The 14638-nt window shown below is 40.4% G+C and carries 18 protein-coding genes; 10 read left to right on the forward strand and 8 right to left on the reverse strand.

The annotated features are described in order from the left end of the window. Position 1: 1 nt before the first annotated feature. The 9 genes from B9T29_RS01420 to B9T29_RS01460 all read left to right on the forward strand — a co-directional run bounded on the left by B9T29_RS01420 (position 2) and on the right by B9T29_RS01460 (position 6876). Positions 2-874, forward strand: a complete 873-nt coding sequence (locus B9T29_RS01420) for an NAD(P)-dependent oxidoreductase (protein WP_086174215.1) — start codon at positions 2-4, stop codon at positions 872-874. 81 nt (positions 875-955) lie between these two features. After that, positions 956-1225: a YARHG domain-containing protein gene (locus tag B9T29_RS01425; protein WP_086174216.1), complete on the forward strand. Its 270-nt coding sequence runs from the start codon at positions 956-958 to the stop codon at positions 1223-1225. 31 nt (positions 1226-1256) lie between these two features. Next, entirely contained in the window at positions 1257-1670 is a 414-nt protein-coding gene (locus tag B9T29_RS01430; RefSeq protein ID WP_086174217.1) for an HIT family protein, read from the forward strand. Positions 1671-1975: 305 nt separating this feature from the next. Then, positions 1976-3076, forward strand: coding sequence for a porin (locus tag B9T29_RS01435; protein WP_086174218.1), 1101 nt, complete (start codon positions 1976-1978; stop codon positions 3074-3076). A 446-nt stretch (positions 3077-3522) separates the two neighbouring features. Beyond that, a complete protein-coding gene (cydP, locus tag B9T29_RS01440; RefSeq protein ID WP_086174219.1) occupies positions 3523-3714 on the forward strand; it encodes a cytochrome oxidase putative small subunit CydP in 192 nt (63 codons plus the stop codon). Continuing rightward, positions 3714-5300 (forward strand): cytochrome ubiquinol oxidase subunit I, encoded by a 1587-nt coding sequence (locus B9T29_RS01445; protein WP_086174220.1) that lies wholly within the window; start codon positions 3714-3716, stop codon positions 5298-5300. The genes cydP and B9T29_RS01445 overlap by 1 nt, the downstream gene beginning before the upstream one ends. After that, positions 5297-6442, forward strand: a complete 1146-nt coding sequence (gene cydB / locus B9T29_RS01450) for a cytochrome d ubiquinol oxidase subunit II (protein WP_086174221.1) — start codon at positions 5297-5299, stop codon at positions 6440-6442. The genes B9T29_RS01445 and cydB overlap by 4 nt, the downstream gene beginning before the upstream one ends. A 32-nt stretch (positions 6443-6474) precedes the next feature. Continuing rightward, positions 6475-6576: a cytochrome bd-I oxidase subunit CydX gene (cydX, locus tag B9T29_RS01455; RefSeq protein WP_002120988.1), complete on the forward strand. Its 102-nt coding sequence runs from the start codon at positions 6475-6477 to the stop codon at positions 6574-6576. 3 nt (positions 6577-6579) lie between these two features. Further along, positions 6580-6876, forward strand: a complete 297-nt coding sequence (locus tag B9T29_RS01460; protein ID WP_086174222.1) for a cyd operon YbgE family protein — start codon at positions 6580-6582, stop codon at positions 6874-6876. A gap of 47 nt (positions 6877-6923) precedes the next feature. Here B9T29_RS01460 and B9T29_RS16235 read toward each other — a convergent pair whose 3' ends face one another. From B9T29_RS16235 to B9T29_RS01495, 8 genes are all read right to left on the reverse strand, one after another. After that, positions 6924-7073 carry a hypothetical protein gene (locus B9T29_RS16235; protein ID WP_171263948.1) on the reverse strand — a complete coding sequence of 50 codons (150 nt, stop codon included), beginning with the start codon at positions 7071-7073 and terminating at the stop codon, positions 6924-6926. 15 nt (positions 7074-7088) lie between these two features. Further along, positions 7089-7598 (reverse strand): DUF6988 family protein, encoded by a 510-nt coding sequence (locus B9T29_RS01465; protein WP_086174223.1) that lies wholly within the window; start codon positions 7596-7598, stop codon positions 7089-7091. Positions 7599-7648: 50 nt separating this feature from the next. Continuing rightward, the gene (rodA, locus tag B9T29_RS01470) at positions 7649-8785 is read right to left on the reverse strand and encodes a rod shape-determining protein RodA (protein WP_086174224.1); all 1137 of its coding nucleotides are present in this window, start codon (positions 8783-8785) and stop codon (positions 7649-7651) included. A gap of 82 nt (positions 8786-8867) precedes the next feature. Next, on the reverse strand, positions 8868-9584 hold the full coding sequence (gene ispD / locus B9T29_RS01475; protein WP_086174225.1) for a 2-C-methyl-D-erythritol 4-phosphate cytidylyltransferase: 717 nt from the start codon (positions 9582-9584) through the stop codon (positions 8868-8870). Then, complete coding sequence (ftsB, locus tag B9T29_RS01480) at positions 9550-9945, reverse strand: cell division protein FtsB (protein ID WP_086174226.1); 396 nt, start codon at positions 9943-9945, stop codon at positions 9550-9552. Before ftsB ends, ispD begins: the two co-directional genes overlap by 35 nt. 17 nt (positions 9946-9962) lie before the next feature. Then, positions 9963-11252 (reverse strand): phosphopyruvate hydratase, encoded by a 1290-nt coding sequence (gene eno, locus B9T29_RS01485; protein ID WP_086174227.1) that lies wholly within the window; start codon positions 11250-11252, stop codon positions 9963-9965. 64 nt (positions 11253-11316) lie between these two features. Beyond that, on the reverse strand, positions 11317-12174 hold the full coding sequence (kdsA, locus tag B9T29_RS01490) for a 3-deoxy-8-phosphooctulonate synthase (RefSeq protein WP_086174228.1): 858 nt from the start codon (positions 12172-12174) through the stop codon (positions 11317-11319). A gap of 32 nt (positions 12175-12206) precedes the next feature. Next, a complete protein-coding gene (locus tag B9T29_RS01495) occupies positions 12207-13847 on the reverse strand; it encodes a CTP synthase (protein WP_086174229.1) in 1641 nt (546 codons plus the stop codon). 226 nt (positions 13848-14073) lie between these two features. On the opposite strand from B9T29_RS01495, the gene B9T29_RS01500 reads away from it, so the two are divergent. Further along, a complete protein-coding gene (locus B9T29_RS01500) occupies positions 14074-14499 on the forward strand; it encodes an internalin (RefSeq protein WP_086174230.1) in 426 nt (141 codons plus the stop codon). Positions 14500-14638 lie beyond the last annotated feature (139 nt).

Below are 14638 nucleotides of genomic sequence, written 5' to 3' on the forward strand. Positions count from 1 at the left end.
CATGATTCAGTCAGTTGCATTTATCGGCTTAGGCGCAATGGGTTACCGTATGGCAGCACATTTACCTCAACATTTCGATACGGTGTATGTATGGAACCGCAATTTCGAAAAAGCCAAGCAACATGCAACTGAATATGGCACCCAAGCTGTAGAACTTGAGCAAGCTGTACAGGCAGATGTCATCTTTTCATGTTTGCCAACCAGCAAAGACGTCGAAAACCTGATTGCAAATACCAACATCAAACCTGGTGCTATATGGGTCGATTGCACCAGTGGTGTACCCGCATCAGCAAAAAAACTGAGCCAGCATTTAAAAGCACTTAATGTAGACTTTCTGGATGCACCAGTTAGTGGTCAAACTATTGGTGCAGAAAAAGGCAGCTTGACGGTGATGATTGGCGGTGAAGCCAGTGCTTTTGAAAAAGCCCTGCCCGCAATTCAAGCCTTTGGCCAACTGATTAAACATGTCGGTGAATCAGGTGCAGGTTTCGCGGTTAAAGCAGTAAACAATATGTTATTGGCGGTAAATCTTTGTTCTGTTGCTGAAGGCTTTACGACATTAAAAGCACATGGCGTCAACCTCAATGAAGCTTTAGACTGCATTAATGCATCGAGTGGTAAAAGTGGCGTGACTGAAACTGTGTTGCCACAACGCGTTTTAAACCGCGAATTTCCACTGACCTTTGCCCTGCCGTTATTGGCTAAAGATACAGGAATTGCTCTGGATCTGGTTCGTGAAGCCAAACTTTCTGCACCCGTGATTGCCTTAACCCAAAGTCTGATTCAGGCAGCTAGCAATTTAGCAGAAAAGGAAAGTGATTTTTCTAGTGCTGTGAAAATGTATGAATCCTGGAGTAAAATTACACTTGAGTAATAACTCGCCATTGAATAATAATAAAGAAACCTAATATTGTGTAGAAGTGTTCTACACAATATTCCATTAGAGGAAACCCTCATGATTAAGTTTACTGTTGCAATGTTGGCTAGTTTTGCAACTTTGTTTGGGGCAACAGCATTTGCCGCGACGGCCGAGCAAGAATGTCAAAAATTGAAAAATGACCATGATATCATTTATGCATCTAAAGGTTTTTGCTTTAAAGATCCTGAAGCCAAGGCGAAGTTTGGCAACGACAATTGCTACACAACTAAACCAAAATTTTCAGAAAAAGAGCAACAACGACTTGACGCCATCAAAGATCGTCAGAAAGAATTGAACTGTAAATAACTACAGTACCCAATCACTTCAAGGATTAGACATGCTTTACGATGATCAGAATATTTTTGCACGAATTATTCGTAATGAACTTCCTGCAATTAAAGTATACGAAGATGACCAGGTTCTGGCTTTCATGGACATCATGCCACAAGCTGAAGGTCACACGCTGGTCATCCCTAAAACACCTGCGATAACATTGCTAGATCTACCGCCTGACGCTGCTGCTTACACAATTCAAATTGTGCAAAAAGTTGCCCAAGCGATGAAAATAGCACTTGATGTTCAAGGGATTGTACTGATGCAACTGTCAGGTGCATCTGCTGGTCAAACGGTTCCGCATGTACATTTCCACCTCATTCCAAGTTCGGTTCATGAATTGGGCAAACATGCTTTACACATGGGTGATCAAGAAAAAATCCAAGCATTGGCGGAAAAAATTAAAGCTGAACTTTAAAATTCACTAGAATTTTAACTTGTCAAAAATGGAGCTTATGTTCCATTTTTTTATATCTGGGATGATCTAACTTTATCTCATGGATTTTAAATAAAATTTAAACAACTGAAAAATAATAAAAAATATTAATTAAAGTAATTTTTCTCGTCATAAAATTGTCATATAGCTTTCACTTCCCTGTCATAAAGTTTGCAGATACTGCATAGCAAGTTGGTGAGCTTCTGTAACTTTTTGTACTTAAGCAAACTAAAAAGAAGTGTTAAGTAAGGCAAATGCCATTTAGAACCGTTTTTGGAGAAATCTCAATGAAAAAATTGCTTCTTGCTGCAGTTGTAGCGGCTATGGGGATGAGTGCAGCACAAGCAGCGCCAACTTTGTACGGTAAATTAAATGTTACCTTAGACCAAGTTGACAACAGTAAATTTGATGGCAAAAACGTTACAGAAATCAACTCAAATGCTTCTCGCTTAGGGGTAAAGGGCGAAGAAAAATTGACTGAAAAAGTCTCAGCAGTTTACCAAGCGGAATGGGAAGTTGCGACTGATGGCGGTAATACAGATTGGAAAATGCGTAACCGCTTCTTGGGTCTTAAATTTGCCGATATCGGTACATTAAAAGCCGGTAACTACGATTCTTACTTCAAAACTGCTGCGGGCAATAACCAAGATATTTTTAACGATCACAACCACCTTGATATGACCAGCATGCTATATGGTGAAGATCGTTTAAATAACGCAATCGGTTTTGAAACCGATAAAAAGTTACTTGGCGGCCTGCAATTCAACATCATGGCGCAGCAAGGTGAAGATTCAGCGACCGACAATGACAGTAAAGGTCAAAAAGGCAAACGCAATGGCTTTGGTGATAGTATCTCTACATCACTTAGCTATGAAAACAAAGATTATGGCGTGGCTGCAGCAATTGCAGGTAACTTCGGTGTTGCAGGTAAATACAACGCTTACAACTTCACAGGCATATATTCAGATGCCGTTCGTGTAACTGGTTCTGTTGATTTAACTAAAGCTGGTGTAGACGGTCTGGTTTTTGGTGCTCTATGGCAAACTGCTCAACCAACTGACGATACGGTAACAACATCAAGCACAAGTGGCACTCCTCCTGTTACTACAATCACCTCTTATAAAGGTTTACAAGAAGATGCTTACGGTGTAACAGCTGCTTACGTGATTCCATCTACACCATGGAAATTAAAAGCTGAATACCTATCTGCTAATACTTCTGTAGATAGTAAATCTGACCGTAAAATCGACCAGTATGGTCTAGGTGTCGATTACAATCTAAATAAACAAGCACGTTTCTACGGTGTGGTAGCACAACAAAAACGTGACTGGATTAATGAAAATGACAAGAAAACTGTGATTGGCCTGGGTATGGAATATAACTTCTAAGCCCTCTTCATCTACTTAAACCAGTTATTAAAAAGACCACATTCGTGTGGTCTTTTTTTTGATGCAAGAATCTTAACTTCTTCTCTCATCTATCCTATATTTTAAGTCAAGATGTTTAATTGAATTTATACAGAACATATTAAATGGAAATTCAAACAAGAACAATTATCAGTTAATTGATTATATCTCCTAAGAAAGATACAAGTGTTTTAGTTGGATTTAAAAGTATATAAGTATTTTAGTCAGAATTAAAAATTAAATACGCAGTGTTTTAGTCAACTTTATAATGACAAAAATTTAGTATAATTTTTAACGCAACAAGGATATATATTATTGTTTTTAAAACAAAAAATAATATATTTTTATTTTAACTGTTCAATCTATTTATTTTTAGTTATTTTTTGTTTAATAATACACATTATGTTTTAAAAAATAGGCTTATGTGCATGAGCTTAATACCCAAAGATTTCAATCAAAGATTAGTTCGTGAGATCGCAATCATTTTAATAATTAAGGTTGCCCTCTTGCTAACGATTAAACATATCTGGTTCGACGCCCCTACCATTCCTCAAAATTTTGACAATCAAGTTGCCGAGCATATTGCTGGCAATCCTTCCCCAATCAAGGAGACACGTTGATGATTTCTGAAAGCGTGGTCGATCTCTCGCGGTTCCAATTTGCAATGACCGCGTTGTATCACTTTATATTTGTACCTCTCACTCTTGGTCTGGCTTTTATTCTTGCCATTATGGAAACCACTTATGTGATTTCCGGTAAAGAAATTTATAAAGACATGACCAAATTCTGGGGAAAACTTTTTGGTATTAACTTTGCCTTAGGGGTAACTACAGGCTTAACCATGGAGTTCCAGTTTGGTACAAACTGGGCGTATTACTCACACTACGTGGGTGATATTTTCGGTGCACCACTGGCTATTGAAGGATTAATGGCGTTTTTCTTGGAATCGACTTTTATTGGTCTGTTCTTCTTCGGCTGGGATCGACTTTCTAAAGTTCAGCATTTAGGCGTGACCTGGCTGGTTGCCCTCGGTTCCAATATGTCGGCACTTTGGATTTTAGTTGCCAATGGCTGGATGCAAAACCCTGTCGGTGCAGCATTCAACTTTGAAACCATGCGTATGGAACTGGTTGACTTCGGCGCACTGATTTTCAACCCGGTGGCTCAGGTTAAATTTGTCCACACCGTATCTTCAGGTTATGTGACTGGTGCAGTTTTCGTTTTAGCGATTTCCAGTTTCTACTTGCTCAAAAAACGCGATGTTCCTTTTGCACGCCGCTCTTTCGCGATCGCTGCAATCTTTGGTCTAGCTTCTACTCTTTCAGTGATTCTACTTGGTGATGAATCAGGTTATGAACTTGGCGATGTGCAAAAAACCAAATTAGCTGCAATTGAAGCGGAATGGGAAACTCACCCAGCACCTGCACCATTTACCTTGTTTGGTATTCCAAATCGGGAAGAACAACGCACTGATTACGCCATCAAAATTCCATATGTGATGGGTATTATTGCCACTCGTTCTCTTAATAAAGAAGTGACTGGCCTAAAAGACCTGATGGTTCAACATGAGCTTCGTATCCGTAACGGTATGATTGCATATAGCGAACTTGAAAAACTTCGTGCAGGCGATCGCTCACCAGCGCTGATGGCTTCTTTCAAAGAAAATCAAAAAGACTTGGGTTACGGCTTACTTCTTAAAAAATATACACCAAATGTAGTAGATGCTTCTGAAGAGCAAATCAAAGCAGCAACCAAGGATACTGTTCCTAACGTAACTGCCCTGTTCTTCTCGTTCCGTGCCATGGTAGCTTCTGGTTTCTTAATGTTGTTGCTATTCGTCCTTGCAACTTATGCAGTAGCTAAACGTAATGCAGAAAACAAACCATGGTTACTTAAATTTGCACTTTACGGACTTCCATTGCCTTGGATTGCTACACAAACTGGCTGGTATGTGGCTGAAGGTGGCCGTCAACCGTGGACCATTGGTGAGGTTTTACCTACACATCTTTCTGCTTCAAGCTTAAGTACTGGTGATATTTGGGGTTCAATCTTAGCGCTTGCAGCATTCTATACAGTACTTCTGATTATCGAAATGTACTTGATGATTAAATTTGCTCGCTTAGGCCCAAGTTCTTTACATACTGGCAAATACCATTTTGAAAAAGCTGATGATCAAAACCACGCTGCTGCGGAGGCTCAATCATGATCGAATATGAATTACTCAAAATCATCTGGTGGGTTCTGGTTGGTGTACTACTGATTGGCTTTGCACTCACCGATGGCTTCGATATGGGCTCCATGGCAATCATGCCATTCGTGGGCAAAAACGATGAAGAACGTCGTGCAGCAATCAATACGATTGCTCCACACTGGGACGGTAATCAGGTCTGGTTCATTACCGCAGGTGGTGCACTGTTTGCAGCATGGCCAATGGTCTATGCAACTGCATTCTCTGGTATGTACTGGGCACTACTCCTAGTTCTCTTTGCATTATTCTTGCGTCCAGTTGGTTTTGACTACCGCTCAAAACTTGAAAATAAAAAATGGCGTACCTCTTGGGACTGGGGTTTAGCAGTTGGTGGTGCGGTTCCTGCATTAGTGTTCGGTGTTGCCTTCGGTAATATGTTCTTAGGCGTACCCTTCACTTTAGATGAAACAGTACGTTCAACTTATACTGGCAGCTTCTTTGCACTGCTTAATCCGTTTGCCATTGTTTGTGGTTTGGTCAGCCTATCTATGCTGTGCGCGCATGGTGGTGCCTGGTTGATGCTTCGTACAGATGGTGACTTACGTGCACGTTCTGCTAAAGCAACTCAATTGATGGGTGTAGTGTTCCTGGTCTGCTTCCTGGGCGCTGGCGCATGGTTATACTTCGGTGGTATTGAAGGTTATAGCCTAGCTCAACCATTTAATACCAATGGTGTTGCAAACCCGCTTGCCAAAGAAGTCATTACCAATGCCAACCACGGCTGGATGAATAACTACACTACATATCCAATCACTAAAATTGCACCTATTGCTGGCATTTTAGGTGGATTGATTGTGGTGCTTGCTGCAGGTAAAGCTAAAGCCGGTTTAAGCTTCCTTGGTTCATCACTTGCTGTAATTGGTGCTATTTTAACTGCTGGTTTTGCATTGTTCCCATTCCTTATGCCTTCAAGCATCAACCCTGTTGCCAGCTTGACCATGTGGGATGCGGTATCAAGTAAAAACACACTAACAGTAATGACTGTTGCAGCCTGTATTTTCGTGCCAATCATTTTGTGCTACACCACCTGGTGTTACTACAAAATGTGGGGTGTTATTACCAACAAACACGTTCAAGAAAATTCACACAGCCTCTACTAAGGCTGTGTTAGAAAAACTAGGAGTTATTCAATATGTGGTATTTTGCTTGGATTCTCGGGATTTTAATGGCGTGCTTTGCAGGCGTATTAAGTGCCCTTTATATCGAACATCATCAAGATTTAGATGAGGAATAAACCATGACAGAAATCGCAATGACAGCAGAAGAAAGCAAGCCAAATAAATTTGTAATGGCCATTTCGTTTTTGATGGCATTGCCACTTGCTACGGTGCTATTGATTCACCCTGCACTCATGCTAGATGCCAATGGTCACTATAACCATAGCGCATTAATGATGATCATGATTGGCATTTCAGGTGGATTTATTTACGGAGTAGGATTTCTGCCTAAGTTCTGGCTGTGGAAATGGCTGTTTAGCCCATTTATTGCATGGCCGTTGATGATCTGGGGTTATTACACCTGGTTCCTCACCTAATATAATCTTGAAGTTAAAAAGCCCTCAATTGAGGGCTTTTTTTATGTCTATTTATAACGCGCTAAAATCTTTTGTCGTTCTTCTTCTAATATATCTTCAGGTAACATAAAACATTCACGATACTTTTGAATAAAAACCTGAATAAGCTTTTGACGATCAGGCAAAGTATGCTTTAAATAAATTTGTGCAACCATCATCGTTAAATTATTAGATTACTTAATGACCATTTTTTTGTGTTCATTACTCAAGCCAAATGTATGATGCAAAAATGTTTGCTTCCCGCTATGTAGAATTGAATTGAGATAATCTAAAGAGAACAACCTGAACTCTTCGAGTTGCTCAACAATATGCTTTATTTCCTGAATTTCCTTCAAAGCTTCAATCATTGGTGTTGCAGTAAAACGGCTAATACTTTTATGTTCTTTTAAAGTGAACTGCTCTATTGAATTCATCATACCCAACTCATTCACTTGCTCATCCGTTGCTGCAAATAATATCCAATAAGCACGTACCATAGATTCAAATTGTGTACGAAACAATGCAAGAGCTGATGTAAACAGTTCAGCTTCTAACAATGTTTTAACTGCTAATCCATGTTCAATTGATATATCGCAACATTGATATACCAAATCTAAACGCATCCCGCCATCTACAAATTCAGACTGGGATAACTCTTGATTTAATTCATTAACCATTCTCAGAGATTGTTCAAATAAATCCATTTATATCCCCTCAATAAAAAAACCGGATATTTAATCCGGTTTTTTCATCATTAACGATGTGTATGAATCGACATCACAATACCCATACTGGCCAGCAAAGCAATGACTGCCGAACCGCCATAACTCATCAATGGCAATGGATCTCCAGTCACGGGTAAAATACCGCTGGCCATGCCTGAGTTTAAAAAGACAAAGAAAAAGAAAGTCAGACCGATAGAACCTGCAAACAAACGGCCAAAGTTATGAAAACTGTTCAGCCCGATCATGAGACAACGAATAATAATAGCTGCAAAAAGGCTGAATAATAAAAATACACCTACAAAGCCATATTCTTCAGCATAGGTCGACATAATAAAATCGGTATGATGTTCAGGTAAGTAACCCAAATGCGACTGTGTTCCAGTTAAATACCCTTTGCCGGTTAAGCCGCCAGAACCAATGGCAATTTTAGACTGAATGATATTCCAGCCCGCCCCCAGTGCATCGGACTCCGGATCAAACAAAGTCAGCACACGTTTCTTTTGATAGGCTTGTAATACAAACATCCATAATACTGGTGCTGCCACTGCCAAGGCAGTCAATGCGGCTAAAATTAAACGCCATGACATTCCACACAGGAATAAAGCAAAAATACCCGGAATAATTAAGCCAATATTCAAATCGGGCTGCAAAGCCACCAAAACAAAGGGAATCATCATCAAGATTAACCCAATCACGATATTACCAAACTGGGGCGGGAATGCACGACGCGAAAAATACCATGCCATCATCAGCGGCATGGAAAACTTCATCAACTCACTCGGCTGCATACTGCCAATACCAGGAATGGTCAGCCAGCGTTTTGCTCCCAAACGGGTATCCCCAATCACCAAAACCAGCATCAGCAGTACCAGTGAGATGATATAAAAATAGGGACTTGCAGCCTGATAAACTTTCGGAGGAACCTGGGCACATAAAAACATGAGGATAAAGCCCACAGCAAAACTTGTGGCTTGGCGAATCACCATGCTGCTATCTTGCATTGTCGCACTATAAACCACCATCAGCCCCAAAGCTGCATTCAATATTAAAAAAGAAAGCAACCATGGATCTAAATGCAATCTAGTCCATCGGGATGAGTCATGTTTGATGCTTCTACCATCACGTAATGAGTGACGTAAAAAACGATACTGAGGTGATGGTATCATTTGAAATATTTGAACGTGTGGATGAGGTAAGAAATTATAAAATTAAAGTTATTCAGATTATACATCTGTAGCCATTTTTATTTTATTTTTGCGCCATTAAAATCAGTTTTGCCAGTTCCAGATCATCAGCATAGGTAATCTTGATATTATCTGATCGCCCTTGTACTACTTTCACCTGCTCACCTATATACTCCAGAGCACTCGCTTCATCAGTAATGGTCATGCCATCCTGCAATGCTTTTTCAATCGCATGCTTCAAAATGCCTAATCGGGAGATTTGAGGAGTTTGTGCTTGCCATAAATGATCGCGACTGACCGTCTTATCAATCGCATTTTCATGTGCAACATATTTCAAAGTATCACGCACAGGAATGGCTAAAATTGCACTGCAATTTTCCTGAATAGCGGTATTCACCAAACGGTTCAGACAATCTTGAGTCACACATGGACGTGCGGCATCATGTACAAATACCCAATCCTCTTCAGCTGCAAATGCGTCAAGATAGCTTAAGGCATTGAGAACCGAATTGACCCGCTCTGCACCGCCCGAACAAAAATGAGCCTTTTCAGGATTTGAAAATGTTAAGGTTTTTGCAACATCATCCTGTGCCCCAATAGCAAAAACATAACCTGCCAAAGGCAACTGATTCAGACGCGCAACGGTATGTTCAAGTACGGTTCGATCTTGAATGAGTTGGTATTGTTTAAGTTCTGTTTTAGAAAAACGGCTTCCGGAACCAGCAGCAGGAATGACTGCCCATATTTTAGGGTTCATCTTCGACTGGTGCTCCAGTGTCATTCTCATTTGTTCTTAAATCAACTTTGGCATTTGGATCAATATAAATCGGTTTATAGTGAGTACCAATGGTGCTCATTTGCACAAAAGTTTCATGTGGCTTGATCAAGCCCAAATCTAAACGTGCATGCTCTTCAATGGCTTCAATACCATTTTTCAAGTCATAGACTTCTGCAGCCAGAACTCGATTACGTTCTTTGAGTTCGGTATTTAATTCTGTTTGTTGTTGAATTTTTTGTGCCAGCTTCTGATGGTCATGGTAACCACCTTCACCAAACCAAAACAAGTACTGAAACCCTGCGATCAAAATGATCGCAAGGCCCAATAATACTTTACTCATTAAAGAGTCGAATACATTTAACATAAATGGCATTCAGTCGCTTAGTTCAAACCTTTGAACTCAGCTTTACCGCGATAAGCAGCTTTAGTCAATTCTTCAATACGAAGTAATTGGTTATATTTCGCTACACGGTCAGAACGGCAAAGTGAACCAGTCTTGATTTGACCAGCGCCAGTACCTACTGCAAGATCCGCAATAGTTGAATCTTCAGTTTCACCAGAACGGTGTGAAATCACTGTAGAGTAACCATTTGCTTTAGCAAGATAGATTGCATCTAAAGTTTCAGTCAAAGTACCGATTTGGTTGTATTTAATAAGAATAGAGTTAGCCACTTTCTCATTAATACCGCGTTGTAAAATCTTAGGATTTGTAACGAACAAGTCATCACCAACCAACTGGATTTTGTCGCCAAGGATAGAAGTCAGGTAAGACCAACCTTCCCAATCCGACTCGTCCAAACCATCTTCAATTGAGATAATTGGGTATTGGTTTACTAAACCAGCTAAATAGTCAGAGAACTGGTTGCTTGTGAAAGCCTTGTTGCCTTCACCAGCAAGAATGTATTGACCATTTTTGTAGAATTCTGAAGATGCACAGTCAAGCGCAAGCATGATGTCAGAACCTGCTTTGTAGCCAGTTTGCCCAATTGCTTCAAGAATTACAGTGATCGCTTCTTCGTTAGAACGAAGGTTTGGCGCGAAACCACCTTCATCACCCACAGCAGTGTTTAAACCTTTTTTGTTTAATACTGATTTCAAAGAATGGAAGATTTCAGCACCGGCACGTAACGCTTCAGCAAATGAAGTGAAACCTACAGGTTCAATCATAAACTCTTGAATATCAACGTTGTTGTCTGCATGTGAACCACCATTGATGATGTTCATCATTGGGACAGGCATAGTCAAGATTGAATTGTTGCGAAGGTCTGCGATGTATTGAAAAAGAGGAATTTTCTTTTCATCAGCAGCAGCGCGTGCAGCAGCCAAAGACACCGCTAAAGTTGCGTTTGCACCTAGTTTTTCTTTGTTTTCAGTACCGTCTAAAGCAATCATCGTGTTATCGATGTCTTTTTGTTCGAATACAGATTTACCAAGCAAAGCATCACGGATTACAGTGTTTACGTTGTTAACCGCTGTTTTAACACCTTTACCTAAATAACGTGCTTTATCGCCATCACGAAGTTCTAAAGCTTCACGAGAACCAGTTGAAGCACCAGATGGTGCACATGCACGGCCTACTACGCCAGAGGCTAAGATTACGTCAGCTTCGATGGTAGGGTTACCACGAGAGTCCAAAATTTCACGTGCACGAATGTCAACGATTTGGCTCATGAACAATTCCTCAGTTGATTAATAAAGATGATGCATCAAAAAGACGCATCAATGTAAATTGGGTTTAGTGTGTGTCGAGCTTTTGAAAGCCTTTCACCAAAGTATCTAATTCTTTCAATTGCGCCAAGAATGGCTCAAGTTGTGACATACGTAATGCACATGGACCATCACATTTGGCTTTGTCCGGATCTGGATGTCCTTCTAAGAACAAACCAGCCAAACCAGTTGCCATACCTGCACGCGCCAATGTGGTAATCTGCGCACGACGACCGCCAGCAGAGTCTTCACGCCCACCTGGGGTTTGTAGCGCATGGGTGACATCAAAGAACACTGGGACATTCATTTGTTTCATGGTGTCAAAACCAAGCATATCGACTACAAGATTATTGTAACCAAATGCTGAGCCGCGCTCACATAAAATCAATTTATCATTACCCGCTTCCAAGCATTTGTTCATGATATGACGCATTTCATGCGGTGCAAGGAATTGTGCTTTTTTGATGTTGATAATGGCATCTGTTTTTGCCATTGCTTCAACCAGGTCAGTCTGTCGACTTAAAAATGCAGGCAACTGAATAATGTCAGCAACTTCTGCCACAGGAGCAGCCTGATATGGCTCATGCACATCGGTAATGATGGGTACATTAAAGTGTTTTTTAATGTCCGCTAACCATTCAATCCCTTTTTCCAGGCCTGGGCCCCGGAAAGAGTTCAAGCTTGAACGGTTGGCCTTATCAAAACTTGCTTTAAACACGTAAGGAATGTCCAAACGTTTGCAGATATCTACATAAGTTTCTGCAATTTCAAAAGCGAGGTCTTTTGACTCAAGTACATTCATTCCGCCGAATAATACAAATGGCAAGTGATTTGCCATTTGTATATCGCCTAAACGTACAATTTCTTGTGGTTTTAATTGCGACATTTAAACTTTCCTAGTTTAGTCCTACCCAGCCATTATTTGGTTTTTTGGTACTGTTTTTTCGCAGCATCAATGAAGCTAGCAAACAATGGATGACCATCACGTGGTGAACTTGTAAATTCCGGATGGAATTGTACAGCAATAAACCAAGGATGTTGAGGAATTTCAACTGTTTCTACCAAATGTTGTACTGGTGAATAACCTGAAATCTTCATGCCTTTTTCTTCAAGCACTGGAATATAGCGGTTGTTCATTTCGTAACGGTGACGGTGACGTTCAATGATTTCTGCTGAACCATACACGTCACAAGTTTTAGTACCCACAACCAGTTCAGATTTTTGAGCACCCAGACGCATGGTACCGCCAAGGTCCGAATCGACATTACGTTGTTGAACTTCACCACGTTCATCCAACCATTCAGTAATCAAACCAATTAAAGGTGATTTAGTAGAACGGTTAAATTCAGTAGAAGTAGCATCAGGAATGCCTGCAACGTTACGTGCATATTCGATTACAGCCAACTGCATACCTAAACAGATACCCAAGAAAGGCACACCGTTTTCACGTGCGAATTTAATCGCTTGCATTTTGCCTTCAGTACCACGTTCACCAAAACCACCTGGAACCAGGATTGCATCAGCATCTTTCAATACTTCGCTTACATCTTGGCTTTCAAGTTCTTCAGCATTGACATAGTCGATTTGAACTTTCACACGGTTTTTAATACCAGCGTGTAAAAGTGCTTCGTTTACAGATTTATATGCATCTGGAAGCTCAACGTATTTACCGACCATTGCAACACGCACGGTATATTCAGGGTTCAATAACGCGTCTACAACATGATCCCAGTCAGAAAGGTCTGCTTCTGGAAGGTCGTTATAACCAAAACGTTCACAGATTAAATCATCAACGTTTTGTTCATAGAAGGTACGCGGAATTTGATAAATAGAACGGGCATCTTTACATACCACAACTGCACGCGCTTCAACGTTGGTAAATAACGCAATTTTGCGAGTGGTATCGGCATCTACATCATGTTCGGTACGGCAGATCAGGATGTCTGGTTGAATACCAATAGACAACAGCTCTTTTACAGAGTGCTGAGTAGGTTTGGTTTTGAGTTCCGCTGCTGACTTAATGTATGGAAGTAAGGTCAAATGCATAAGCATCGTGCGTTTATGACCAAGTTCTACCATTAACTGACGTACAGATTCCATGAATGGGAGAGATTCAATGTCACCTACTGTACCGCCAATTTCAACAATGGCAACGTCATAACCTTCGCCAGCGCGAAGCACACGTTCTTTAATATTATCGGTAATATGTGGAATAACCTGAACAGTACCACCCAGATAGTCACCACGGCGTTCTTTATTTAAAACGTCCTGATAAACACGACCTGAGGTGAAGTTATTCAATTTGGTCATTTTCGCACGACGTAAGAAACGTTCGTAATAACCCAAATCCAAGTCAGTTTCCGCACCATCCTCTGTGACAAAAACTTCACCATGTTGGAACGGACTCATCGTCCCTGGATCGACATTAATGTATGGATCCATTTTGACCATGGTCACTTTTAAACCACGGGCTTCTAAAAGCGCAGCCACAGATGCAGCTGAAATACCTTTACCTAGTGATGATACAACACCACCAGTAACGAAAATAAAATGGGTCATTAAGTTTCTCGTACAATGGAGCCTAAATTGGCCTACAATGTTGTGCGATTTTACTTTACTCTGTACCAATAAAGCAAAGTCATTCCGCATCAATTCATAGAACAATAAACAATTGGTTATTCTATCAGCATTTCCGATAAAAAATTAGAGTAACTTCATAGGATTTTTATATTCGTAATTGCTGTTATAATGGCAACATCCAATTAATGCTTTATTTTGTGCGATTATGAATAACAAACTTTTACTTTGTGGTGCTATTGCAGCAGGTTTACTTTTAACAGCATGTGTAAAAAAAGAAACACCAAAGGAAGATGAGCAAGAACAGGTTGAAACAACTCAACAAACTGAACAATTGGATCAACCTGCACAAGCAGAACCTTTAGAAGCTGTTGAAAATAACGAAACCCAAATTCCAACACAGGTAGAAGTTGAACGTCAGGAAACAGCAAATACCACGACTGAAATTCGTCGTGAAGTACGTGACGCACCGCAACAAAAGCCGGCTACTGAAGCAGCCCCTAAAGCTGAAACTGCAAAGGTTGAAGAAAAGCCAACCCAAGCGGTTCCAAGCAAACCAACTTCAGCAGCACAGACTGAAGATGATGCCGTTGCTGCTGCCATTGCGGCTGCAACTCCTGCACTGGATAAATAAATTCCGTGATTCTAAAAACCCGTCTTTATGGCGGGTTTTTTATTGCAGGCTTGTACATGATTAACGATAATTTATAGGGTTTAAATTAAATTTTCATTTAAAAAGTATTTAGATAAATTAAAAACAAAAGAAGGTGAAT

Origin of the sequence: Acinetobacter sp. ANC 3903 (genome assembly GCF_002135315.1) — a bacterium.
Lineage (GTDB): Bacteria > Pseudomonadota > Gammaproteobacteria > Pseudomonadales > Moraxellaceae > Acinetobacter.